The organism is Aliiroseovarius sp. M344, from assembly GCF_025140835.1.
Lineage (GTDB): Bacteria > Pseudomonadota > Alphaproteobacteria > Rhodobacterales > Rhodobacteraceae > Aliiroseovarius.
Window position 1 is genome coordinate 74,851 of the sequence record NZ_CP081153.1, and the last position, 24,554, is coordinate 99,404.

Annotated in this window: 25 protein-coding genes; 15 read left to right on the top strand and 10 right to left on the bottom strand. The window is 57.0% G+C overall.

Going from position 1 to position 24,554, the window contains the following annotated elements; genetic code table 11:
- Positions 1 to 88 precede the first annotated feature (88 nt).
- From K3556_RS00375 to K3556_RS16440, 3 genes are all read left to right on the top strand, one after another.
- Entirely contained in the window at positions 89 to 748 is a 660-nt protein-coding gene (locus tag K3556_RS00375) for a Tim44/TimA family putative adaptor protein (protein WP_260517762.1), read from the top strand.
- The gene (locus tag K3556_RS00380; RefSeq protein WP_260519275.1) at positions 748 to 1,776 is read left to right on the top strand and encodes a murein transglycosylase A; all 1,029 of its coding nucleotides are present in this window, start codon (positions 748 to 750) and stop codon (positions 1,774 to 1,776) included. The genes K3556_RS00375 and K3556_RS00380 overlap by 1 nt, the downstream gene beginning before the upstream one ends.
- Before the next feature lie 254 nt (positions 1,777 to 2,030).
- A complete protein-coding gene (locus K3556_RS16440) occupies positions 2,031 to 2,372 on the top strand; it encodes a Smr/MutS family protein (RefSeq protein WP_312847271.1) in 342 nt (113 codons plus the stop codon).
- A 3-nt stretch (positions 2,373 to 2,375) separates the two neighbouring features.
- Here the strand turns inward: K3556_RS16440 and K3556_RS00390 are convergent, their stop codons facing one another.
- From K3556_RS00390 to hslV, 3 genes are read right to left on the bottom strand one after another with little or no spacing between them, the layout of a single operon-like run.
- On the bottom strand, positions 2,376 to 3,470 hold the full coding sequence (locus tag K3556_RS00390) for an alpha/beta hydrolase (RefSeq protein ID WP_260517764.1): 1,095 nt from the start codon (positions 3,468 to 3,470) through the stop codon (positions 2,376 to 2,378).
- Positions 3,471 to 3,527: 57 nt separating this feature from the next.
- A complete protein-coding gene (hslU, locus tag K3556_RS00395; RefSeq protein ID WP_260517765.1) occupies positions 3,528 to 4,835 on the bottom strand; it encodes an ATP-dependent protease ATPase subunit HslU in 1,308 nt (435 codons plus the stop codon).
- Positions 4,832 to 5,389, bottom strand: a complete 558-nt coding sequence (hslV, locus tag K3556_RS00400) for an ATP-dependent protease subunit HslV (RefSeq protein ID WP_260517766.1) — start codon at positions 5,387 to 5,389, stop codon at positions 4,832 to 4,834. The genes hslU and hslV overlap by 4 nt, the downstream gene beginning before the upstream one ends.
- A 97-nt stretch (positions 5,390 to 5,486) precedes the next feature.
- Between hslV and K3556_RS00405 the strand changes: the two genes are divergently transcribed.
- The gene (locus K3556_RS00405) at positions 5,487 to 6,407 is read left to right on the top strand and encodes a hypothetical protein (protein ID WP_260517767.1); all 921 of its coding nucleotides are present in this window, start codon (positions 5,487 to 5,489) and stop codon (positions 6,405 to 6,407) included.
- A gap of 3 nt (positions 6,408 to 6,410) precedes the next feature.
- Here the strand turns inward: K3556_RS00405 and hemH are convergent, their stop codons facing one another.
- Complete coding sequence (hemH, locus tag K3556_RS00410; protein WP_260517768.1) at positions 6,411 to 7,439, bottom strand: ferrochelatase; 1,029 nt, start codon at positions 7,437 to 7,439, stop codon at positions 6,411 to 6,413.
- A 57-nt stretch (positions 7,440 to 7,496) separates the two neighbouring features.
- Positions 7,497 to 8,330: an SAM-dependent methyltransferase gene (locus K3556_RS00415; RefSeq protein ID WP_260517769.1), complete on the bottom strand. Its 834-nt coding sequence runs from the start codon at positions 8,328 to 8,330 to the stop codon at positions 7,497 to 7,499.
- A gap of 30 nt (positions 8,331 to 8,360) precedes the next feature.
- Here K3556_RS00415 and K3556_RS00420 point away from each other — a divergent pair, with 30 nt between their 5' ends.
- The 5 genes from K3556_RS00420 to K3556_RS00440 are packed head-to-tail and all read left to right on the top strand — an operon-like array spanning position 8,361 to position 11,433.
- Positions 8,361 to 9,077 (top strand): ComF family protein, encoded by a 717-nt coding sequence (locus K3556_RS00420; RefSeq protein ID WP_260517770.1) that lies wholly within the window; start codon positions 8,361 to 8,363, stop codon positions 9,075 to 9,077.
- A 48-nt stretch (positions 9,078 to 9,125) separates the two neighbouring features.
- A complete protein-coding gene (grxC, locus tag K3556_RS00425) occupies positions 9,126 to 9,383 on the top strand; it encodes a glutaredoxin 3 (RefSeq protein ID WP_260517771.1) in 258 nt (85 codons plus the stop codon).
- Between the two features lie 3 nt (positions 9,384 to 9,386).
- Positions 9,387 to 10,205: a carbon-nitrogen hydrolase family protein gene (locus K3556_RS00430; RefSeq protein WP_260517772.1), complete on the top strand. Its 819-nt coding sequence runs from the start codon at positions 9,387 to 9,389 to the stop codon at positions 10,203 to 10,205.
- On the top strand, positions 10,205 to 10,651 hold the full coding sequence (locus K3556_RS00435; protein ID WP_260517773.1) for a MarR family winged helix-turn-helix transcriptional regulator: 447 nt from the start codon (positions 10,205 to 10,207) through the stop codon (positions 10,649 to 10,651). The genes K3556_RS00430 and K3556_RS00435 overlap by 1 nt, the downstream gene beginning before the upstream one ends.
- Positions 10,648 to 11,433: a GNAT family N-acetyltransferase gene (locus K3556_RS00440; RefSeq protein ID WP_260517774.1), complete on the top strand. Its 786-nt coding sequence runs from the start codon at positions 10,648 to 10,650 to the stop codon at positions 11,431 to 11,433. The genes K3556_RS00435 and K3556_RS00440 overlap by 4 nt, the downstream gene beginning before the upstream one ends.
- 2 nt (positions 11,434 to 11,435) lie before the next feature.
- Here K3556_RS00440 and ubiG read toward each other — a convergent pair whose 3' ends face one another.
- Entirely contained in the window at positions 11,436 to 12,188 is a 753-nt protein-coding gene (ubiG, locus tag K3556_RS00445) for a bifunctional 2-polyprenyl-6-hydroxyphenol methylase/3-demethylubiquinol 3-O-methyltransferase UbiG (protein WP_260517775.1), read from the bottom strand.
- Between the two features lie 56 nt (positions 12,189 to 12,244).
- Here ubiG and pip point away from each other — a divergent pair, with 56 nt between their 5' ends.
- The 5 genes from pip (at position 12,245) to infB (ending at position 18,741) form a co-directional block, all read left to right on the top strand.
- The gene (gene pip / locus K3556_RS00450; protein WP_260517776.1) at positions 12,245 to 13,234 is read left to right on the top strand and encodes a prolyl aminopeptidase; all 990 of its coding nucleotides are present in this window, start codon (positions 12,245 to 12,247) and stop codon (positions 13,232 to 13,234) included.
- Positions 13,235 to 13,367: 133 nt separating this feature from the next.
- Positions 13,368 to 13,952 carry a ribosome maturation factor RimP gene (rimP, locus tag K3556_RS00455; protein ID WP_260517777.1) on the top strand — a complete coding sequence of 195 codons (585 nt, stop codon included), beginning with the start codon at positions 13,368 to 13,370 and terminating at the stop codon, positions 13,950 to 13,952.
- Between the two features lie 4 nt (positions 13,953 to 13,956).
- Positions 13,957 to 15,582 carry a transcription termination factor NusA gene (gene nusA, locus K3556_RS00460; RefSeq protein WP_260517778.1) on the top strand — a complete coding sequence of 542 codons (1,626 nt, stop codon included), beginning with the start codon at positions 13,957 to 13,959 and terminating at the stop codon, positions 15,580 to 15,582.
- Positions 15,583 to 15,604: 22 nt separating this feature from the next.
- Entirely contained in the window at positions 15,605 to 16,243 is a 639-nt protein-coding gene (locus K3556_RS00465; RefSeq protein ID WP_260517779.1) for an RNA-binding protein, read from the top strand.
- Complete coding sequence (infB, locus tag K3556_RS00470; protein ID WP_260517780.1) at positions 16,240 to 18,741, top strand: translation initiation factor IF-2; 2,502 nt, start codon at positions 16,240 to 16,242, stop codon at positions 18,739 to 18,741. The genes K3556_RS00465 and infB overlap by 4 nt, the downstream gene beginning before the upstream one ends.
- Positions 18,742 to 18,825: 84 nt before the next feature.
- Here infB and K3556_RS00475 read toward each other — a convergent pair whose 3' ends face one another.
- From K3556_RS00475 to K3556_RS00490, 4 genes are all read right to left on the bottom strand, one after another.
- Entirely contained in the window at positions 18,826 to 18,966 is a 141-nt protein-coding gene (locus K3556_RS00475; RefSeq protein ID WP_260517781.1) for a hypothetical protein, read from the bottom strand.
- An 89-nt stretch (positions 18,967 to 19,055) separates the two neighbouring features.
- A complete protein-coding gene (gene mutT / locus K3556_RS00480; RefSeq protein WP_260517782.1) occupies positions 19,056 to 19,454 on the bottom strand; it encodes an 8-oxo-dGTP diphosphatase MutT in 399 nt (132 codons plus the stop codon).
- 21 nt (positions 19,455 to 19,475) lie between these two features.
- The gene (gene argJ, locus K3556_RS00485; protein ID WP_260517783.1) at positions 19,476 to 20,777 is read right to left on the bottom strand and encodes a bifunctional glutamate N-acetyltransferase/amino-acid acetyltransferase ArgJ; all 1,302 of its coding nucleotides are present in this window, start codon (positions 20,775 to 20,777) and stop codon (positions 19,476 to 19,478) included.
- A gap of 23 nt (positions 20,778 to 20,800) precedes the next feature.
- Complete coding sequence (locus K3556_RS00490; protein ID WP_260517784.1) at positions 20,801 to 21,697, bottom strand: peptidylprolyl isomerase; 897 nt, start codon at positions 21,695 to 21,697, stop codon at positions 20,801 to 20,803.
- A gap of 179 nt (positions 21,698 to 21,876) precedes the next feature.
- Between K3556_RS00490 and secA the strand changes: the two genes are divergently transcribed.
- Positions 21,877 to 24,549: a preprotein translocase subunit SecA gene (secA, locus tag K3556_RS00495; protein WP_260517785.1), complete on the top strand. Its 2,673-nt coding sequence runs from the start codon at positions 21,877 to 21,879 to the stop codon at positions 24,547 to 24,549.
- The last annotated feature ends 5 nt before the right edge of the window (positions 24,550 to 24,554 follow it).

Consider the following 24,554-nt stretch of genomic DNA (forward strand, 5'->3'; position numbering starts at 1 on the left):
CGTTTCGAACGGTGGACTTGGCCCCGCTCAGCACCTACATATGTCTCCGGTTAGCGCGTTTCCATATGGCGCTTGAAAAGAGGTATAAATGAGCTCACCCCTGATCCAGCTTCTGGTTCTTGCCGGAATTGCCCTGTTTCTGATTTTGCGCCTGCGCGATGTGCTTGGCACACGCGAGGGGTTTGAGAAACCCGTCGTGGCAAAAAAAGACAACCGCCGCTTAGCGCGTGACCAGTTCGAGGTCATCGAAGGCGGTCCTGACAACGATATTACAGAACACGTGCCCGAAGGCAGCTCAGCGGCGAAAGCGCTGGCCGCAATGAAAGGCGCCGAGCCGTCTTTCAATGTCAGCGAATTTCTGGGCGGCGCGGGCGGGGCCTATGAAATGATCCTGATGGGCTTTGAATCTGGCGATCTGGCGCAGATTAAACCCTTCCTTGCCGACGATGTGTACGAGACATTCGCATCGGTGGTCGAAGACCGCGAGAAAAAGGGACTATCAGTTGATGCGAAATTCGTTGGCCTGCGCGAGCTGAAACTTGTGGACGCCGAATTTGACCCCGCGACCCGCGAAGGTGAAGTGACCGTACGGTTTATAGGCGAGCTGACATCAGTCGTGCGCGACAAGGGTGGCGACATCATAGAGGGCAACCCAAATGAAGTGAAACGCCAGAAAGACGTGTGGACGTTTGCGCGCGTTATGGGATCGGACAACCCGAACTGGCAACTTGTCGCCACAGGTGGATGATGCTTCGGGGGCTGGCATTTGCGCTGGCCCTATTGGGCACGCCTGTTCTGGCAGGACTTGAAGACGCTGACGTTACGATTCTGTCTTTTGGCGAATTGGACGGCTGGGACAAAGACGACCATCAAGAGGCTTTGGGTGTTTTTCTGGACACCTGCCGCGATTTGGATGAACCCCTATGGCGTCCGATCTGCGCGGTGGCCGCGCAGCAGGATGACGGCAAAACCTTTTTCGAGCTTTTCTTTCGACCCGTCTTGATCCGCGACGGAAACGACCCACTGTTCACCGCATATTACGAGCCTGAAATTCGCGGCTCTATTACAGAATCCATCCGATATCGATATCCCGTCTATCGTAAGCCCCCTGAATTAAACTCTGGCGAGGTTTGGCTGTCGCGCCGCGATATAGAAGAAGCAGGCGCGCTGCGCGGTCGCGGGCTTGAGATCGCGTGGGTGGAAGACCCGGTAGAGCTTCAGTTTCTGCAAATTCAGGGGTCTGGCCGCATCCGGCTGGCGGAGGGCGGCACGATACGTCTGGGCTATGGCGGCTCCAATGGCCACAGCTTCATGTCGCTGGGGAACGAGCTGGTGCGGCAAGGCGTCTATAACCCGCATCAGGTTTCTCAGAAAGTTATCCAGAATTGGGTGAAACGAAATCCAGAGGCGGGGCACCAACTTTTGATGTCCAACCCGTCCTATGTGTTCTTTCGCCGAATTGGGAAAGTGGCGGCAGACAAGGGACCGCTGGGCGCAATGAACCGTTCGATCACCGCGCATCGTTCGGTGGCGGTTGATCCAAAATACACCCCGCTGGGCGCACCGGTCTGGTTGGAAAAAAGGGGCGAAGAGCCGTTCAGCCGCTTGATGGTGGCGCAAGATACCGGGTCGCGCGTCAAAGGAGCGCAACGCGCCGATATTTTTTGGGGGACCGGCGACAAAGCAGGCCGTTTGGCGGGTCGGATTCGCGATGATGGCCGGATGGTCGTGCTGCTACCCATCCAACGCGCCTTCGCCATATTGCCCGAGGAATAGGGATGGCACGTCGGCCAAGACATTTGAGCGCAGAAGATAAAGCGCTGTGGAAGAAAGTTGCCGATAGCACCGACCGACTGCGACCCAGTCGCTTTATGACGGGTTTTCCACCCCCAGAACTGGCTGATAAAGCGCCAGCGCCACTAAAGGTGAAAACTCCCAAGTTTCAAATTGGCGAACGGTCCGGATCGACGACGAAACCCCATGATATAGCCCCAAGCCTTTCTAGCAGCGTCGCCAGCCAAGCCTTGTCCATGGATCGCAAGGTTTTCGGAAAGATGAAGAAGGGCCGCTTGTCACCAGAGGGGCGGATTGACCTGCACGGCATGACGATCGCGCAGGCTCATCCAGTTCTGACTCGGTTTATTTTGGATGCTGTCGCTATGGATCGACGCCTCGTGTTGGTCATAACCGGCAAAGGGAAGCACCGCGATGACGGCGGACCGATACCCGTCCGTCACGGCGTTCTTCGTCATCAGGTGCCGCACTGGCTGCACACGATGCCACTTCGTCAACACGTGCTTCAGATCGCCGAAGCACACCTGAAGCATGGCGGGCAAGGTGCCTATTACGTTTACCTGCGGCGGCGGCGGTAGTTTCTATTGCGCGATGTTCGGGATGATCAGGCGCGTCGCGTTCTGGACAACCAGAACTGTTCCGGGCAGCAAACCCACCCGGTTGGACGGATCGCCGCCATAAGCCGCCCCAAGGTCTGGCACGCTATTCAAAAGACGCAGGAATGAAGCAGACGCAAGCGCGGTATTGTGGCCAAGATCACCTTCGCTGAAGGCAGAGATATCGACCATGGTCACGTTAAGCTCGGCCAGTTTGTCAACATCCGTCGTATTGCCCAACCGCGCCGTCTGTCCGGTCAGACCTGCAGAAAGACGCAGCGCGATGTCGCGCGTCGATGAGAAGATAAAGAACGGCTGTGGTAGCTTGCCAATCCGATCAGCCTGGGACCGAAAGACGTCTATGTCGATATCGGGTGAAATCAATACCACTCCGCCAATTTTTCGCAAAGCCCGTTGCCCGTCGGCAATGGCCATTTGGCGCAAGGTCTCCATGGTTAAGAGCGCGCCCATTGAATGACCGACCAGCAAAATCTCATCCACCCCGGCGTCGGAAACCGCCCGGATTGTTGCCTCTAGCCCATCACGCGCGATCAGCATCGAGTCGCGATCATATCCATATCCCAATGGGTGCCCGGCGCTGGGCCACGAGTAATGAACCGGGATAAATGGCAGTGCTAGGTCTTCCGAAAGCTGCGCGAAACGGTATAGCCCTTCGGAGAAGTTGTTGTTAAAGCCGTGGACGAAAACAATGGCTGTGCGCTCTTCAGCCCGCCGCGGCCTAAGCTCTTTGCGCAGGGCCGAGCTGAAGTCGTTCTGGGTCGTGATGGGCGAAAAATCGTCAAGCAGGAAGTGCTTCGACGGGTCGATGTTGTTGCGGGTCGGCCATTCGATACTGCCCGGTTCGCGATCTGGCGGAACAGACACATCAAAGCGACCAAAAATAAGGTTCCGGCTTCGGTCGCCACTTGGAAAGCCCTGCCCGTCAATCTCGCGCGTGGTGCCGACATAGATGCGTTGAATGTCGCCGGTCTTGGCGGCGCCAGCAAATAGCGTGATGTGCCCACGAGGTGCGCAGGACACAAGCAACAGGACGATAGCAAGATGATGAATGATACGCACGTGGGGCTCCTCGGGATTGTCCACTGGATACCCGAGGACGCACCTCCTGCATAGCCATCAAAGCATATAGCGGCTCACATCTGTCGAGGTCATCAGCGACCCCAGATTTTGGTCGACGAATTCCTTGTCTACAATGATCTTTTCTCCACCGCGATCAGGGGCTGTGAAGCTGAGTTCTTCGAACACGCGCTCAAGCACCGTATACAGTCGGCGCGCCCCAATATTCTCGACGCTTTGGTTAACCTCGGCGGCGATGCTGGCCAGCGCGGCGATGCCGGCTTCGGTGAATTCAACCGTTACCTCTTCGGTGCCCATCAGCGCTGTGTATTGGCGGGTTAGTGCGTTGTCGGTTTCGGTCAGAATGCGCACGAAGTCTTCTTCCGTCAGGGCGCGAAGCTCGACCCGAATGGGAAGACGGCCTTGAAGTTCGGGCAACAGGTCCGACGGCTTGGCTACGTGAAATGCACCCGAGGCAATAAACAGAATGTGGTCGGTTTTGACGGGACCGTGTTTGGTCGAGACGGTTGTGCCTTCGATCAGCGGCAGAAGATCGCGCTGAACGCCTTCGCGGCTGACATCCGCACCACGTGCATCGGCGCGAGCACACACCTTGTCTATTTCATCCAAAAATACGATGCCATTCTGTTCGACCGCCTCTAACGCGGCACGGGTAACGGTTTCGTCGTCCAGCAGTTTGTCGGCTTCGTCTGAGATCAGCAGTTCATAGCTGTCGCGCACGGTAATCTTGCGTTTCACGGTGCGTTGCCCAAACGCTTTTCCGAACATATCGCCAAGGTTCATCATGCCCATTCCCTGCCCCGGTTGACCCGGAACATCAAACATCTGCATCGGGTTCGAGCTGTCAGCGATGTCAATTTCGACCTCGTGATCATCCAACTCGCCTGCCCGCAGTTTTTTGCGGAACATTTCACGAGTGGCATCGCGCGCATCCGTGCCGGCTATCGCCTCGATCACACGATCTTCAGCGGCGGCCTCGGCGCGTGCTTTCACGTCCTCGCGCATATGCTCGCGGGTTTCCATGATGGCGGAATCGACCAGATCACGCACGATCTGCTCTACATCGCGCCCAACATAGCCGACTTCAGTAAACTTGGTTGCCTCAACCTTTATGAAGGGCGCACGCGCGAGTTTCGCAAGACGGCGGCTGATCTCGGTCTTGCCGACGCCGGTGGGCCCGATCATCAAAATGTTTTTTGGATAAACCTCGTCACGCAGATCATCGGACAACTGCTCGCGGCGCCAGCGATTGCGCAAGGCAACAGCGACGGCGCGTTTTGCGTCCTTCTGGCCGATGATAAAGCGATCAAGCTCGCTGACGATTTCGCGGGGGGTCAGGTCGGTCATTTGCCGATCTCCTCAACAGTCAGGTTGCCATTTGTATAAACGCAAATGTCAGCGGCAATCGCCATGGCCTTGCGCGCAACGCCCTCCGCGTCCAGATCGCTTTCCATCAACCCACGTGCAGCGGCCAATGCAAAATTGCCGCCTGATCCGATGGCGGCCACATCATGTTCGGGCTCCAGCACGTCGCCCGCGCCGGTGATGACCAAAAGCTCTTTTCCATCGGTGACGATCAGCATGGCCTCGAGTTTTTGCAGGTATTTGTCGGTGCGCCAGTCCTTGGCCAGCTCGACCGAAGCGCGGGCCAATTGACCCGGCGTGGCTTCCAGCTTCTTTTCCAGCCGCTCCAAAAGGGTGAAGGCATCCGCCGTTGATCCGGCAAAGCCCGCGACCACCTCAAACCCACCGGGCGACAGCTTGCGCACCTTGCGCGCGGTTCCCTTGATCACCGTTTGACCAAGGCTGACCTGTCCGTCGCCTGCAATGACCACTTTGCCGCCCTTGCGCACGCCGATGATTGTCGTGCCGTGCCAACCAGGGAAATCCGTATCTGCCATGTCGCCTCCGTTTTGCTTCACCCTATATGGACGCGGGGGTCAGGTCAGACAAGCACCTCGGCTTGTTCTTCGTCAGATCGGGGGCTAGCGTGCGGATATGTCGACCGCCAAAATCCTGCGTATCTATCTTGACCCCGAGCCTCTACAGCGCGCCCGGCAAGGGAAGTTCAACTTTGTGAACATGATCGCATCGGCTTTGGAGGGCCGAGGCTTTCGCGTGGAATATCGCAAGAATAGTGACTTAGAACGCCTGGCGTCGGCAGCACGTGGGGGCTATTCGCTGTTTTTGATGGATGACCCCATTCATGCGAATGCGCTGACCATGCGGCGCAGCTATTTCTATCCGTTTTGGCGGATCGAGGCGTCGGGAAAACGATGGGAGTTCGAGGTTGCCCAGAAAAGCTTCGACCCATCCGAGATTGACCACGACGAGGCAAAGGCTTGGGCGGACAAGTGGCGCAAGTGGTTGTTCAAAGGCGCAGCACTGCAGCCAACGACAGATGGTCCGATCTACATTGCGCTGCAAGGGCGGCTCTTAAGTCAGCGCAGCTTTCAAGCAGCCAGCCCAGTCGAGATGATTGAACAGGTATTGATAAAATTTCCTGATATCCCAGTACTTGCCGGGCTTCATCCGGCTGAAGTGTATACCCAGGAAGAGCGTGAGGCTTTGGAGGCGCTCCGCGAACGTTGTCCAAGCCTAACGATAACAACAGGTCAGATGGAACAAGCACTGGCCTCTTGCAGGTTTGTCGTGTCGCAGAACTCGTCCGCGGCGTTTCTTGGGTATTTCTTTGGTAAGCCAGCGGTGCTTTTCGGGCGGATTGATTTCCACCACATCGCCGCAAATGTGCATGATCTGGGCGCGCAGCAAGCGCTCGACGTCGTGCAGAGTATGGCGCCGGAATTCGACCAATACCTCTATTGGTTTACGATGAAAAATGCGATCCGGGCAGATGCGGATGACTGCGAAGAAAAGATATTGAATACTTTGGAAAAACGAGGGTGGCAGGTTGATTAGAGACTATTTTAGCCAACCCCCCAGATTGCGTTCAGCCACACCAAGAAGCGCTTCGATATGGGCGTCGTCATCATTCAGGCAAGGGATATAAGTGAAGCTTTCACCCCCGGCTTCAACAAACGCCTCCTGAATCTCTTCTTGGATTTCTTCAAGCGTCTCGATGCAGTCTGCTGAAAAGGCGGGTGCGATCACGGCGATGTTCTTTTTGCCAGTCTCAGCCAGTCGTGCGACCTCTTTCACGGTGTATGGTTTCAACCACTCTTCAGGCCCGAAAACGGATTGGAAGGTGGTGGTGATGTCTTCATCGCCCCAGCCTAGCCGTTCTTTCAACAGGCGCGTGCCCTTTTGGCACTGGCAATGATACGGGTCGCCCTGCTGCAAATAGCGTTCCGGCATCCCATGGTAAGATACCACCAATAGGTCAGGCCGCTTTTCCATTCCCGCGTATCCACGTTCGACCGACTGGGCCAGCGCGTCGATATAGGCCGGGTCGTCAAAATAGGGCTCGATGGTGCGGCTGGCGGGTTGCCATGTTTCTTCCATGAGCGCGCGGAAGAACTGGTCGTTCGCCGTTCCCATCGTTGCCCCTGCATATTGCGGATACAGCGGGAAGAACAGAATGCGGTCACACCCGGCCGCAACCATTTCCTGCACTTTCGACTTGGTCGATGGATTGCCGTACCGCATACAAAAATCAGTGACTACTTCAGCGCCAAAGCGCTTCTCAAGCGCGGTGCGCAGTTTGACAATCTGCTGTTTGGTGATGGTCATCAGGGGGCTTTCGCCCTGCTCTTCATTCCAGATCGACTTGTACGCTTCACCGGATGAGAACGGGCGTTTTGTCAGGATAATTCCTTGCAAAATCGGCTGCCATTTCCAGGCGGGATAGTCGATCACCCGCTTGTCTGACAGAAACTCGTTCAGATAACGGCGCATCGACCAGTAGTCGTAGCCATCGGGCGTGCCAAGATTGGCAAACAGAACGCCGACCTTGCGGGCGGGCAACACGGGGTGGTTAGCTGGTTTCTTCATGGTTATGATTACGCTCCGTTTCCTACCTTGGATCAATCGCGGTCAGAAGGATGGGTGTCAATCGGGCAATTGGGTTTCGTCAGTGCCCAGCGCATCCGCAAGGCGAGCAGCGGCGGAACCGGGTCGAAGGGGCTTGGGCTGGCTGTCATCTGGCGCCCAACCGGTCAGAAAGACCAGATCAAAACTGGCCATGATGCTCCCATCCTCGGCTGGAAAGTGTTGAGCATAACGGTCATCAATGGCGGCAAGAAACGCGCGTGAAAGCGGCTGCTTTAGTCTCTGTTCCAGCGCATTTCGCTCTCCCATCAGGCGCAGATCACGGATCAGGGTTGTGGCGCTTTGGTAAGTTACCGAGCGCAGATCGCTGTCGGCGACGGTCAATGCAAAACCGGTGCGCTGCAACAATGCACCAAGATCGCGAATCTCGCCCATGGGAAGCACACGGGGCGAAAGGCCTCCGGTGGTTTCGACTTCCACTTCGGATAAGACCGCGCGCAACTCGGCCAGTGTCTGGCCACCGAACATCACGCCAATGAACAACCCGTCGGGCGTCAAGGCACGCTTTGCCTGGATCAGTTGGCCAATCGGATCGTTGGCCCAGTGAAGCGCAAGGCCGTGAATGACCAGATCGTGCGCGCCAACCTCAAGATCCAGCGTATCTTCATCGGATGCGATCACAGCATCGGGAAAGATCTTTCCCCAAACCTGCGGAAAACCTGTCACCACGGCAGGTTTGGTAAACGTTCTGTTAACCTCTGTCAGGCGATCCTTAACTTCATCCGCGGCAAGCGACTGCAGGAACAGCCCATCGGCTGTGGCGCGTTTGCGGTTGCGCATAAGCTGTTCGCGGTCGGTGAGGCGAGGAGGTGTGTTGGCGTCGGTCTGTGTCATGGGCGGCGACCATAGTTGGAAGGATGGAAAATGCAATCAGCGCTTGGCGTGCTTTACCCCCCACAATGTATCAGTTGCGACGCATCGACGGATACGGATTTTGCGCTGTGCGGTGCATGCTGGCGCGCGACACCGTTTATCGAAGGGTTGGTCTGCGACATGTGTGGCGATCCCTTGCCGGGAGAAGATGATGGCGACCCTGTCCATTGCGACGGCTGCATATCTGCCCAGCGACCTTGGATAAAGGGACGCGCGGCTATGGTTTACAAAGACAACGCAAGGCGGCTGGTCTTGGCGCTAAAACACGGCGACCGGCCAGAACTTGCCCGCGCCGCCGCCCCTTGGATGGCCCGCGCGGCGACCCCGTTGCTGTGTACCGATAGCTTGATTGTTCCGATGCCCATCCATTGGACTCGCTTGTTCCGACGCCGGTACAACCAGTCCGCGGAGCTTGCGCGTGCCCTTGCCGCGAACCTGAATGCCGAACATGCGCCAGATGCGCTTGAGCGGCACAAACGTACGCGGGCCCATGACGGAATGGATATCGACGCACGCTTCGCCAATATGAAAGATGCGATCCGGCCACACCCGAAAAATGGTGCCGCCCTTGCGGGCCGGAATGTGCTGCTGGTGGATGATGTTATGACCTCAGGCGCAAGTTTTGATGCCGCGACACAGGCGTGTCTTGATGCGGGCGCGGATCAAGTCCGCGTGCTGGCTCTTGCCCGCGTGACACGGGACGCATAGATTTCGAACGTTCTGGCCGTCTTGGCCCGTCGCGAAACGGAGCACTTCATGCAACCTGTCACCATTTATTCCTCACAGCTTTGTGGCTATTGCCACGCCGCCAAGCGCCTTTTGAACAGCAAGGGTGCCTCGTTTGACGAGATCGATGTGATGATGAACCCAGAAAAGCGGCAAGAGATGATGCAGCGCGCGAACGGTCGCCAAACGGTGCCTCAGATATTCATCGGCGACACGCATGTCGGTGGGTTTGACGATCTCTACGCGTTGGAGCGCGAGGCTAAACTTGACCGTTTGCTGGCAGGATAGAGCATGAGAACAGCGCTGATCCAGATTACTGCAGGCGAAGACCTTGCCGCCAATCTGAACACGGTGCGGGACATGGTTCGGGACGCCGCAAGCGCTGGAGCAGAGTTTGTCTTGACGCCCGAAGTCAGCAATATCCTGTCCAGCAGCCGACGATACCAAGCACAGGTTTTGCACCAGGAAGCGGATGATCCGTTCTTGAGCGCGATGCAAACTGAGGCAAGGGCGCTGGGCATCTGGTTGTTGGTTGGTTCTTTGGCGCTTAAGACGGGTGAGGCCGATGGACGCTTTGCCAATAGGTCTTTTCTGATCTCACCCGATGGTGTCATTCAGGCGCGATACGACAAGATTCACATGTTCGACGTCAAGATAGACGAGACCGAGACCTATCGCGAAAGTGCCGCCTATCGCCCAGGCGCGCGGGCGGTGGTGGCCGAAACACCCTTTGGTAAGATCGGCATGACCATCTGCTATGACATGCGGTTTCCGCACTTATTTCGTAGGCTTTCCAAGGCGGGGGCGACGATCATCACAGCACCGGCGGCATTTTCACCAGTGACCGGCAAAGCGCATTGGGAAAGTCTGCTGCGCGCCCGTGCGATTGAAAACGGCGTGTTCATACTTGCACCGGCACAGTGCGGACAAAATGGACCCAAGCGCGCCACCCACGGGCATTCGCTGGTTATCTCGCCCTGGGGAGAGGTCTTGGCCGATGGCGGGGACACGCCGGGTATCACAATGGTTGATCTTGACCTTGCGGACGTGGGAAGGTCGCGCCGACGCGTGCCGTCACTTGACCATGATCGCGAATTTGAAGGTCCCTGATGTCAGAAAGCTCGGTTGATACCCTTTCGGTCGCCCTGTTCAGTGAAATGTTCATGGCCGATCAACTTGCGCGCAATCGCCTGTCGAAAGCGCTGCCCAAGGGTATGGAGCTGAGCCACTTTTCCGTGCTGAACCATCTGGCACGGCTGAACGAGGAAAAAAGCCCTGCACAGTTGGCAAAAGCGTTTCATGTGACGCGCGGGGCGATGACCAACACGCTGAACAAGCTGGAATGGGCGGGGCATGTGCATATCCGCCCGGATTGGGATGACGCGCGGCGCAAGTTTGTAACGATTTCGCCGTCTGGCCGGTCGGCGCGGGATGCCGCATTGCAGGCGATCACGCCCATTATTGGCAACATGGTCACCAAGATCGGCGCGGACAATGTACGCAATGTCCTGCCAGTATTACGAGAAATGCGGCAGATTCTAAGCGATATGGAATGAAGTCGCTGGAGTTTGCGACAGACCTGATGGCGCAGGCCGGGCAATGTCTTGTTCGCCGCCATTCTGATCGCATTGTTCAAACCACGCCCGCCGAGCCGAATTTCTGGTTTGGCAATCGGGTGGTTTTTGCAGACCCTCCAACCGATGCGGCGACACTGATAACGCAATTCCAAGAGGACATCCCTGCTGCTGACCACATTTGCATTGGCTGGGATGTTCCCAACCTGTCGCGCGCCGAGGTTGTCGCCGTGTTCGATGGGTCTGGGCTGCGCATTGAACAATCTGACACATTGGCGCTGCGCCGGGAATTTCATCGTGTGACAGCCCCCGCAGGCATAATAATTCGCCCCTTATCTGCGGCCGATGAGTGGGCCCAAAGCGAGTCGATCGCTAAGGTAGACCTAATTAAGGATGGGGCGCCTGAGCGTGGTATGGATGACTATTTGAGCCAGAAAACGCAAGCACGACAGGCGCAAATCCAAAAGGGGTTGGGGCAATGGCTTGGCGCATTCGATGGCGACCGGCTGGCGGCAGATATGGGAATTTTCCACGACCAAACCCTGATCCGCTACCAATCAGTTCAGACCCATGAAGACTATCGGCGACGTGGACTATGCTCGGCATTGTTATGCGCCAGTCTGGACTGGGCCAAGTCCCGCGCGCCAAGGGCGCTGCCGGTGATCGTTGCCCATGCTGACAGTGATGCCGGACGGCTGTATCGCCGGGCAGGGTTTGAGCTGGCTGAAACGACGATGAGCGCCTATCGGCCACCGAACGCTTGACGCTAGCCCTTTGGCTTCACGCTTGTGATGGCATAATTCACCGACAGATCGCGGTCCGAGATTGACCATCTCCACCCCAACGGATTGAACACCATGCCTTTGCGGTCAACCACCGACAGGCCGGCTTTGGTGATCAGGTCAGCCAGTTCGTCGGGCGTGATGAATTTTGACCATTCATGTGTGCCTTTGGGCAGCCAGCGCATGACATGCTCAGCGCCAACAATGGCCATCATAAAGCTTTTCGGATTGCGGTTGATTGTTGAAGCAACCATCAAACCGCCCGGCTTCAACAGCTTCTGGCAGGCGGTCAAATAGGCCAATGGGTCGGCGACATGTTCGACGACTTCCATATTCAGAACCACATCAAATTGCTCACCGGCGTCGGCTAATGCCTCGGCAGTGGTGTGGCGATAGTCGATGCACAGCCCCATCTGTTCGGCATGAACCTGCGCAACCGGGATATTGCCCGCGGCTGCATCTGCCCCCACCACCTCGGCACCCAATCTGGCCATGGGTTCAGACAGCAGCCCGCCGCCACAGCCGATATCCAACAGGCGCAGGCCTTTGAACGGCTGAACATCCACCAGATCACGCCCGAACTCTGCCGCGATCTGGTTTGTGATATAGTCCAGACGCACCGGGTTCATCATGTGAAGCGGTTTAAACTTTCCGGTTGGATCCCACCACTCGGCGGCCATTGCTTCAAACTTGGCGACTTCGGCAGGATCAACGGTGGTCTGGGCTTCAGCACTCATGGCAAGCGTCTTTCTTTCTGATAGCGGGCGCGCGCGGGTCATTATATAGAGGACATATGGACAAGGCCGCAGGAAAAAACAACGCCACTGCACGGCTTCATCCGCCGATCGACCCCTTCGATCGGCGTTTGCTGGATGTGGGCGATGGGCACAAAGTGTATGTCGAACAAAGCGGCAATCCCGACGGCATTCCGGTTGTTGTTCTGCACGGCGGGCCCGGCGGCGGATCATCGCCCGCGATGCGCCGGTTTTTTGACCCCGACGATTATCGGATCATCTTGTTTGATCAACGCGGCTGTGGCCGATCGCGCCCCCATGCCTGCATCGAGGCAAACACCACGTGGCATTTGGTTCGGGATATCGAACATATCCGCCTGACCCTTGGTGTTGACCGTTGGGTGGTGTTTGGAGGCAGTTGGGGGGCAACGCTGGCACTGATCTATGCACAAGCGCACCCTGCCCGTGTGGCGTGGCTGGTTCTGCGCGGCGTATTTCTTGCCACGCAGGCCGAGCTAAATTGGTTTTATGGCGGCGGCGCCGGGCGTTTCTGGCCGGAGCTTTGGTCACGGTTTGAAGAGCTGATTCCCGAAGATGAACGTGTCGATATGATCGCGGCCTATAACCGGCGTTTGTTTTCCGGCAATAAGCAAGATGAAGCGCGATACGCCAAGGCCTGGACCGGGTGGGAAAACGCGCTGGCATCGATCCAGAACACCGGCACGATGATTGACAGCCCTGCGGACTATGCACGCGCCTTTGCCCGGTTGGAGAACCACTATTTCACCCACGGCGCATTTCTTGAATCGGACGGCAAGATCCTGCGCGATATGCCAAAGATTGCTCATATACCAGGCACGATTGTACAGGGTCGCCACGATATGATCTGCCCTCCCACCACCGCGTGGCAACTGCATCAACGCTGGCCGTCTTCGGACCTGCGGATGATCCATATGGCTGGCCATGCCTTGTCCGAGCGCGGCATCGCAGATGAGCTTGTGTACACGATGGAAAAATTGGCGCGGCAACGCGATACTTTGGGCGTGTAAGAGACTCGGCTTGCATCCCACCTGCAACTGACCTATATCCTTCTTCAACAGCGGCGCTTCGGCCTCCACCCCCGAAGCTCCACCGGAAATTCCGACGGGCCTGCTGGCCCGTTTTTTTGTTTTGGAGATGCGTGTGAGCAACCTTGTTGCCAAAGCAGCAATAGACCGTCGGCTGGCCGATATCGTCGATCCCGTGATCGAAGGGATGGGCTTTGAGCTGGTGCGTTTGCGTCTGATGGGGGGCAACACGCCCACGTTGCAGATCATGGCGGAACGCCCAGAGGGCGGCATTGAGGTTGACGAATGCGCCGAGATTTCGACCGCGGTCAGCGCCATTCTGGATGTGGAAGACCCGATCGAGGACAACTATACCCTTGAGGTCGGATCACCCGGCATTGATCGCCCACTGACTCGCCTGAAGGATTTTGCAGAGTGGAGCGGCTATGTCGCCAAGATCGAAACGTCCGAGCTGATCGACGGCCGCAAGCGTTTCAAAGGCACATTGGCCGGGGTTGACGGCAACGAGGTTCTGATCGAGATCGAGAACAAGGGTGAAACCGTGACCATCGGGCTCGATTTTGATTGGCTGTCAGAGGCCAAACTGGTCCTGACCGACGACCTTATTCGCCAAGTTCTGAACCAGCGTAAGGATGCTGGCCAGATCGACGAAAAGCAATTTGACGAAATTCAAGAAATCACCGGTTCTGAGGAGGACTGAATCCATGGCAATTACTTCTGCAAACCAGTTGGAGCTGCTCCAGACCGCCGAAGCCGTCGCGCGCGAAAAGATGATCGACCCCGCGTTGGTGATCGAAGCGATGGAAGAAAGCCTCGCGCGGGCTGCCAAGTCGCGCTATGGCGCCGAGATGGACATCCGTGTTGCGATTGATCGCAAAACTGGCCGTGCCACCTTTACCCGCGTACGCACCGTGGTCGAAGAGGAAGAACTGGAAAACTACCAGGCTGAGTTCACAGTCGATCAAGCCAAGCAATATATGGAAGATCCCAAAATTGGCGACACATTCGTTGAAGAGGTGCCGCCAGTTGAGATGGGGCGGATCGCCGCGCAGTCAGCCAAGCAGGTGATTTTGCAGAAGGTGCGCGAAGCCGAGCGTGACCGTCAGTACGAAGAATTCAAAGACCGCGCCGGCACGATCATCAATGGTCAGGTCAAGCGCGAGGAATATGGCAACGTTATCGTTGACGTGGGCACTGGCGAAGCGATTCTGCGCCGTAATGAAAAGATCGGCCGAGAAAGCTATCGCCCGAACGACCGTATCCGCTGCTACATCAAAGATGTGCGTCGCGAAGCCCGCGGACCGCAGATTTTCCTGAGCCGGACCGCGCCGGAATTCATGGCCGAGCTGTTCAAAATGGAAGTGCCGGAAATCTATGACGGCATCATCGAAATCAAAGCGGTTGCCCGTGACCCCGGTTCGCGCGCGAAGATCGCCGTGATCTCGTATGACAACTCGATTGATCCGGTTGGTGCCTGCGTTGGTATGCGTGGTTCGCGCGTGCAAGCCGTCGTGAACGAGCTTCAGGGCGAGAAAATCGACATCATCCCGTGGAACGAAGATCAGCCGACCTTCCTTGTGAACGCGCTTCAGCCTGCCGAGGTGTCGAAAGTGGTTTTGGACGAAGAAGCTGGAAAAATCGAGGTTGTGGTGCCGGATGAACAGCTGTCGCTGGCCATTGGTCGCCGTGGTCAGAACGTGCGCCTTGCGTCACAGCTGACGAACCTCGACATCGATATCATGACCGAGGCCGAAGAAAGTGAACGTCGTCAGGCCGAGTTTGCGACCCGCACCGCTTTGTTCATGGAAACACTGGATCTGGACGAATTCTTCGCGCAGCTTTTGGTGGCCGAGGGTTTCTCGAACCTCGAAGAAGTTGCCTATGTTGAGGTGGACGAGCTTCTCGTCATCGATGGGGTCGATGATGCGACAGCCGAAGAACTTCAGGCGCGTGCACGCGACTATATCGAGGCGCAAAACGCCAAGGCGCTTGAAAACGCACGCGCTCAGGGCGTCGAAGACAGCTTGATTGCCTTCGAAGGCTTGACCCCGCAAATGGTGGAGGCGCTGGCCGAAGATGGTGTGAAGTCTCTTGAAGATTTCGCCACCTGTGCAGACTGGGAACTGGCAGGCGGTTGGACCACCGTTGATGGCGAACGGTCGAAGGACGACGGCTCGCTGGAAAAATTCGGTGTGACGCTGGAGCAGGCTCAGGATATGGTCATGACCGCCCGCATTTTGCTGGGCTGGGTTGATCCTGCGGATCTTGAGTCGGACGAAACCGAAGAAGATGCAGCGGGCGAAACCGCAGTCGAGGAGGCCGAAGCCTGATCGCAGGCTTCGGGAACGACGCATGACGCGTGGTGGCCACAAATCTCGGCCGGAAGAGCCGGAACGTCGCTGTATCGCGACCGGAGAAACCCAACCAAAAGCCGGGTTGATCCGTTTTGTAGTGGGGCCAGACGGAAGTGTGGTGCCCGATCTGTTGGGAAAACTGCCGGGGCGCGGGATATGGGTATCCGCTGACCGCGCTGCGCTTACAAAAGCTGCCACAAAGGGGCTTTTTTTGCGGGCGGCCAAACAGCAGGTGACAGTGCCCCAGGATCTGCTGCCGATGCTTGAGAAAGCGCTGGCGGCGCGTGTGGTCCATCTGATCAGCCTCGCGCGAAAAGCAGGCGGAGCGGTCGCTGGGTTCGAGAAGGTGAAAGACTGGCTTGTTAAGGAACAGGCAGCCGTCTTGATCCAGGCGTCAGACGGGTCAGAGCGGGGCAAGTCCAAGCTTCGCCCGCCGCCCGGCAAGGACCAGTTCTTTACCTGCCTGACGGCAGATGAGCTGGGAATGGCCTTTGGGCGTGAAAATGTGATACATGGCGCGCTTGCGTCTGGTGGTTTGGCATCCCGTGTTGTAGAGGAAGCCAAGAAACTACGGGCGCTGCGCGAGCAAGATAACGACGGTGGCAAGGGTCACCGGAAAGGTACGAAGACCAGATGAGCGATAATGACGGTAAAAAGACCCTGGGACTGCGTGGCGGAGCTCGTCCCGGTCAGGTGAAGCAGAGCTTCAGCCATGGGCGGACGAAGAACGTCGTGGTCGAAACGAAACGCAAGCGCGTTGTCGTACCCAAGCCGGGTGCGGCTTCTGGTGCTGGCGCGGCCACTCCTGCGGCGGGCGATCCGAAGAAACGCCCCGCAGGCATTTCGGATGCCGAACTGGACCGCCGCATGAAGGCGCTGCAAGCCGCCAAAGCGCGCGAGTCCGAAGAAGCAGAAGCGCGCGCCGCCGAAGAAAAGGCTCGCGAAGAAGAGCGCAATCGTCGCCGCGAAGAAGCCGAGACGAAAGAACGCGAAGAGCGCGAGCGCGAAGAAGCACTGAAGGCCAAAGCCGCCGAGGATGACCGCAAGAAGCGTGAAGCCGAAGAGGCCAAGGCCCGCGCCAAGCAACCTGCCCCAGAAGCAGATCCTGCTGCCGCACAAGCTGCGGAACAGCGCGGCCCTGGCAAAGCGCCTTCAGGCCCACGCAAGAAAGATGATCGCGGTGGCGCTGCTGACCGCCAAGCACGCCCGGCCAAAGGTGCCGCCCGTGACGATGGGCGTCGTTCAGGCAAGCTGACACTGAATCAGGCGCTTCGTGGTGGCGACGGGCGTCACCGCTCGGTGGCGTCAATGCGCCGCAAGCAAGAGCGCGCCCGTCAGAAAGCTATGGGCGAGAATGTTGATCGCGAAAAGATCATTCGTGACGTCCAGTTACCGGAGGCCATCGTGGTATCCGAACTTGCCGTCCGCATGGCCGAACGTGCAGCCGATGTTGTGAAATCGCTTATGAACATGGGCATGATGGTTACACAGAACCAGTCCATTGACGCCGACACCGCTGAGCTGATCATCGAAGAGTTTGGCCACAAAGTCGTGCGTGTTTCCGACGCGGACGTCGAAGATGTGATCCATCAGGTTGATGACAAAGAAGAAGATCTTGTTGATCGTCCTCCGGTCATCACCATCATGGGTCACGTTGACCACGGCAAAACCTCGCTTTTGGATGCGATCCGGAACGCGAAGGTTACGGCTGGTGAAGCGGGCGGCATCACGCAGCATATCGGCGCCTATCAGGTGACAACAGATAACGGCGCGGTGTTGTCTTTCCTTGATACGCCCGGCCACGCTGCGTTTACATCGATGCGTGCACGTGGTGCTCAGGTTACGGATATCGTGGTTCTGGTTGTGGCCGCCGATGATGCGGTCATGCCGCAGACCATCGAAGCCATCAACCACGCCAAGGCAGCCAAAGTGCCGATGATCGTGGCAATCAACAAATGCGACAAGCCGGCTGCCAACCCCGATCAGGTGCGCGCAGAACTTCTGCAGCACGAAGTGATTGTCGAAAAGATGTCTGGCGAAGTCCAGGATGTAGAGGTTTCCGCAATCACCGGCCAGGGCCTGGACGAACTTCTTGAAGCCATCGCGCTACAGGCCGAAATCCTTGAGCTAAAGGCCAACCCTGAACGGGCTGCTTCTGGCGCTGTGATTGAAGCTCAGCTTGATGTGGGTCGCGGCCCGGTTGCCACGGTTCTGGTCCAGAACGGCACGCTGAAACAGGGCGATATCTTCGTCGTGGGCGAGCAGTACGGTAAGGTACGTGCTCTGATCAACGATAAGGGCGACCGCGTCGAAGAAGCAGGTCCCTCGGTTCCTGTCGAGGTACTTGGCCTGAATGGCACACCAGAAGCTGGTGATGTTCTGAACGTTGTGGAAACCGAAGCTCAGGCTCGCGAGATTGCCGATTACCGTGAACAAGCGGCGAAAGACAAACGCGCGGCTGCAGGTGCGGCCACCACGCTGGAGCAGATGATGGCAAAGGCGAAAGCCGACGAAGACGTTGCCGAACTGCCCATTCTGGTCAAAGCCGACGTGCAGGGTTCTGCCGAAGCCATCGTTCAGGCGATGGAAAAGATCGGCAACGACGAAGTCCGCGTGCGCGTTCTGCACTATGGTGTGGGTGCGATCACGGAATCTGATATCGGTCTGGCGGAAGCGTCTGGCGCGCCGGTCATTGGCTTCAACGTTCGTGCAAATGCTTCGGCTCGCAATTCGGCCAACCAAAAAGGCGTCGAGATCAGATACTACTCGATCATCTATGATCTTGTGGACGATGTGAAAGCTGCTGCGTCGGGCTTGTTGTCGGCCGAAGTTCGCGAAAACTTCATCGGCTATGCCGAAATTCGCGAAGTGTTCAAAGTTTCTGGCGTTGGCAAAGTTGCCGGCTGTCTGGTCACCGAAGGAGTGGCACGCCGGTCGGCTGGCGTACGTCTGTTGCGCGACAACGTGGTGATCCACGAAGGGACATTGAAAACACTGAAGCGCTTCAAGGACGAAGTAAAAGAAGTTCAATCCGGTCAAGAATGCGGGATGGCGTTTGAGAATTATGAAGACATCCGACCACAGGATGTGATCGAGATCTTCGAACGCGAAGAAGTCGAACGCTCGCTGGACTAGAGCTCTGCGAACAACACAAAGAAAAGGGGACGGATTAACCGTCCCCTTTTTATTTGCCTTGCGGCATATGAAGCTAAGCTAAGATTAAGCGGCTTTGCGCTGCTCAACCGGGCGACCTGAGAACAAACGGTCTTCTACCCGAACGACGATACGTCCATCGGAAAGATCACGTACATACTGACCCTGCACCATTACACAACTTCCAAGTACAATCGTCCGCAACATCTGAATTCTCCCAATTCACAGGCATCGATTCGACGCAACCATAGCAGGTAATCTGCGGCAAATAACGGGTTTGTGATGGGCTGCGCGGTTTATAGCCAGTCGCGCAAAACGGGGATCAGCGGCAAGTCAGCTGGCGGCATCGGATAATCCCGCAATTGATCGACGCGCGCCCAGCTAAGCGATTGACCTTCCTGAGGTTTTGGCTGGCCTTCCCATTTGCGACAGGCAAAGACGGGCATCAGAAGGTGGAAGTCGTCATAGCTGTGGCTGGCGAAAGTCAGTGGCGCAAGGCACGACGCCCACGTGTCAATATCAAGCTCTTCCTTGAGCTCTCGGACCAACGCGTGTTCGGGTGTTTCGCCGGGTTCAACCTTCCCGCCGGGAAATTCCCACAATCCGGCCATGGATTTTCCAGCCGGACGTTGTGCCAAAAGCACCCGCCCATCGCGGTCAATAAGGGCCACAGCTGAGACAAGAACAACCTTCATCCAGACCCCTCCGAACCGGCCTTATGACCGATAATCGGCATTGATCTGGATGTAGCCATGCGTCAGATCGCAAGTCCAGACAGAGGAAGCGCCCCCACCAACACCCAGATCGACAGTGATCACCAATTCTTCCTGCGTCATATACTGCGCGCCGTCTTCCTCGCGGTAATGGGGTGAAACCCATCCGTTCTCGGCCACCAACACATCACCGAACCGGATCGAAAGCTTGTCGCGTTCAGCATAAGCGCCGGACTTCCCAATCGCCATGACAACACGACCCCAGTTTGGATCCTCTCCGGCGATCGCTGTTTTCACCAAGGGTGAGTTCGCAATGGCCAGAGCGTGCACACGGGCGTCAGTGTCAGATTTCGCACCGGTGACGCGGACCTCAACAAACTTTGTCGCACCCTCACCGTCACGAACGACTTGGTGTGCAAGATCCAGCATCACATCGTGCAGTGCTGACTTGAAGGCTTTGTTGCCTTTGGGGACGTCAACACCAGAGGCACCGGTTGCAGCCAGCAAAACGCTGTCCGACGTCGATGTGTCACTGTCCACAGTGATGCTGTTGAAGCTGGTTTCAGTCAGCTCAGACAGCATCGACTGGAGGTCAGTCTGATCAATTCTTGCGTCCGTGAAGATAAACACCAGCATCGTCGCCATATCCGGCGCAATCATGCCAGAGCCTTTGGCGATGCCTGCAATATGAACCGTTCGACCGTCGATCTTTACTTCGGCTTTGGCCCCTTTGGCAAAGGTGTCTGTCGTGCGAATGGCTTGGGCGGCGCCCGCCAGCCCGTCTGGCACCAGCGTACCCTTCAGCTCATCTAATCTTCCAACGATCTTGTCATGAGGCAACGGCACGCCAATAACGCCAGTTGAGGCGGTATAGACCCGGTTTTTGGGTACTGAAAGCGCTTTGGCAACCTGTGTCGTGATGGCATCGACTGACCCGTCACCCGCGGCACCTGTAAACGCATTGGAGTTGCCGGCATTCACCAAAATGGCGGCACCTTCACTGGAATCGGACCCTAGTTTTGCCTGGCAATCGAGCACCGGGGCAGACCGGGTCGCAGATTTGGTGAATACGCCTGCGATGGTCGTGCCGGGCTGTAGCTCGGCCAGCATTACGTCCAGCCGATCTGGGTATTTTACCCCGGCCTTCGCGGACGAAAACCGAGCGCCGCCAATGACCGGCAACTCGGGGAACGCCGCAGGCGCAAGCGGCGCGACGGCATGGGTATGGGTTTTTGCGGCCGCCAAACGGGCCTTTAACTTCTGCAGTTTTTTCTTCAGCTTTTTAATCTTTGCCGACTTGCCCATGCCCATGCCTTTCCGGTGATGGTTTACTGATCTAGAAGCGTCATATCACGCAATGCGGCCGGGTCGATCCCCTCAAGTGCGATACGGTCGATTGTCGCTGCATCCAAAAGAGCCTTTAGCGCTGTTTCGACAGCGTCGGATTCGATTTGGACGGCCAACTCGTCACGCACGTCTTCCAACGCAGGCGCGCCTTTCATGCGGGATTCGTTCAGTTTTATAATGTGCCAGCCGAATTGGGTCTGAACCGGGGCGGAAACCGCGCCGTCTTCCATCGCCATGACAGCGTCTTCGAATGGCTTAACCATCATGCCGGGGCCAAACCATCCCAGCTCACCCCCGTTTGGTCCCGACGGGCCAGTGGAATGTGTTTTCGCCAGCTCTGCAAAGTCGGCGCCGCCCTCCAGCTCGACGATCAGTTCCTTCGCCTTATCTTCGGCCTCAACCAGAATGTGTGAGGCGCTAAACTCTTTTGTGGGTTCAGCGTTGGCATATTGCGCATCATAGGCGGCTTGAAGCGCGTCATCTGTGACGGCGCTCGAAATCACCTCCTCCACCTTATCATTGGCCGCCAGCTCACGGCGTTGGTTTTCCAACCGAATTTCAGCGCGGTGGCTAAGTTCGCCCATTGCTTGGCCCAATACCGCCTGTTGGATCAGCTGTTCTACGATCCCGGGCAACAGAACATCATCGGGCAACGATTGGAACTGCTCAGGCAGGCTCGTCCGTGCGGCAACCACATGCGCCATGGTGATGTCATCCCCATTCACGGTGGCAATGACGGTGTCGCCTGTCACGTCAATCATCTCGACTTTCGGCTCTGTTTCAGGTTCGGTCGTGGCGCCGGTATCCTGAGCGACCAGTGGGTAAGCCAAAACGGCCGACAAAGCGGCGCTAAGAATAATTGCGTTGCGTTTCAACATGTTTTTGTCCTCAAAACGGGCCGGATTCCCCGGCAACATTGACAGTTTTACACCCGACGCTTACATCGCTTGGAGGCTTGAGAGCGCTGGTTCTTGAGCCCTTAGATAGGCGGCTGGACAGGGACGGGCAAGTTCCCTCTGGTCACACCAGCGTCAGAACCGCATTGAGGCAAGAAAACATGCTTGGAAAAATCGCGCGTAAGGTCTTTGGGACACCCAATGATCGAATGATCAAAGCGACCCGCCCGATCGTCGAAAAAATAAACGCGCTTGAAGAAGAGTATGCTGCCCTTTCGGATGATGCCATCATCGCCAAGACGGAAGAATTCAGAAAACGTGTGGCAGACGGCGAGAAGCTGGACGCCATTCTGCCCGAAGCCTTCGCCAACTGTCGCGAAGCTGCGAAACGGGCGCTGGGCTTGCGTGCGTTCGACACCCAGTTGATCGGCGGTATCTTCCTGCACCGAGGAAACATTGCGGAAATGAAGACCGGCGAGGGGAAAACCCTTGTTGCGACCTTCCCGGCCTATCTGAACGCATTGTCCGGCGAGGGTGTGCATATCGTCACCGTCAACGACTATCTGGCCAAACGTGACGCAGAATGGATGGGCAAGGTCTATGGCGCTTTGGGGCTGACCACGGGCGTCGTCTATCCGCATCAGGCGGACGATGAAAAGCGCGCCGCGTACGCCTGCGACGTAACCTATGCGACCAATAACGAGCTTGGGTTTGATTACCTGCGCGACAACATGAAGTCCGACCTGAAGGACATGTATCAGCGTGGGCATAATTTCGCCGTTGTGGATGAGGTCGACTCGATCTTGATCGACGAAGCCCGGACGCCTCTGATCATCTCGGGCCCATCCGAGGACCGTTCGGAGCTTTACGTAACGATCGACGCGCTGATCCCTGAGTTGACCGAAGAGCATTACACGATTGACGAAAAGAACCGCGGCGCAACCTTCACTGAGGAAGGCAACGAGTTTCTGGAAGAAATCCTGCACGCGCGGGGGCTGTTGCCCGAGGGTCAGTCACTTTACGACCCGGAAAGCACCACAATCGTTCACCACGTGAACCAGGGCTTGCGCGCGCACAAGCTGTTTCAGCGGGACAAAGACTATATCGTGCGCGATGGCGAGGTGGTGCTGATTGACGAGTTTACTGGTCGGATGATGGCCGGTCGCCGCCTGTCCGAAGGTTTGCATCAGGCCATCGAGGCCAAAGAAGGCTGCAAGACCCAGCCCGAGAACGTGACGCTGGCGTCTGTGACATTCCAAAACTACTTCCGCCTTTACGGCACGCTCAGCGGGATGACCGGCACGGCGTTGACCGAAGCTGACGAGTTTGCCGAGATCTACGGCTTGGGTGTGGTCGAGATCCCAACCAACCGCCCCATTGCCCGTGTTGATGAACATGACGCCGTCTATCGCACAACCACCGAAAAATACGCCGCTGTTGTCGAGGAAATTCGCACCGCCAACGAAAAAGGCCAGCCGATGCTGGTCGGCACGACCTCGATCGAAAAATCGGAAGAGCTGTCGCGGTTGTTGACCGAAGCTGGCATCAAGCACGATGTCTTGAACGCCCGTCAACACGAACGCGAAGCACAGATTGTTGCGGATGCAGGCAAGTTAGGCTCTGTTACCATCGCCACGAACATGGCTGGTCGCGGGACCGACATTAAGCTGGGCGGCAACGTCGAATTCAAAGTGATGGAGGCGATTGCCGCTGAGCCAGACGGTAACCCCGATGAAATCCGCGCCCGGATCGAAGCTGCCCATGAAGCAGACGAACAGGCCGTAAAGGATGCCGGTGGCCTGTTTGTTTTGGCGACCGAACGTCATGAAAGCCGTCGGATCGACAACCAGCTTCGCGGACGCTCTGGCCGTCAGGGTGACCCCGGAAAATCGTCGTTCTTCCTGTCGCTTGAGGACGATCTGATGCGGATTTTTGGATCCGAACGGCTGGAAAAAGTGCTGTCCACATTGGGCATGAAAGAAGGCGAAGCAATCATTCACCCATGGGTGAATAAGTCGCTGGAGCGCGCCCAAGCTAAGGTCGAAGGCCGCAACTTCGACATTCGTAAGCAGCTGTTGAAATTCGACGACGTGATGAACGATCAGCGGAAAGCGATCTTTGGACAGCGTCTGGAGATTATGGAAGCCGAGGATCTGTCCGAGATTGTGGGCGACATGCGCCATCAGGTGATTGACGATCTGGTTGATACCTATATGCCGCCAAAATCCTATGCAGATCAGTGGAATACTAAAGGGCTTCAGGCCGCTGTAATCGAAAACCTTGGTTTTGAGGTTCCGGTCGTCGACTGGGCCGCAGAAGAAGGCGTCGATGACGACAGCATCCGCGAGCGGCTGTATGACGCGTCCAACGAACATATGGCCAAGAAGGCTGCCGATTTCGGGCCCGAGACCATGCGCTCGATCGAGAAGCAATTGATATTGCAGACCATCGATTCGAAGTGGCGCGAGCACCTTTTGACGCTGGATCATTTGCGGTCGGTTGTCGGCTTCCGAGGATACGCACAGCGTGATCCGCTGAACGAATATAAGAACGAGGCGTTCCAGCTGTTTGAAAGCCTGCTTGATGGCCTGCGTTCCGATGTGACGCAGAAATTGGCTCAGATCCGGCCCATGTCTGAAGAAGAGCAGCAGGCAATGATGCAAAAGATGGTCCAGCAACAGCAGGCGTTGGCACAAGCTGCAGACAGTGCACAGGATGCCAAAGACGGGTTTGATGAAAACAACCCGGCCAGCTGGGGCAACCCATCGCGCAACGATGCCTGCCCTTGTGGGTCAGGCAAAAAGTTCAAACATTGTCACGGCCGTCTGGCATAAGCAGG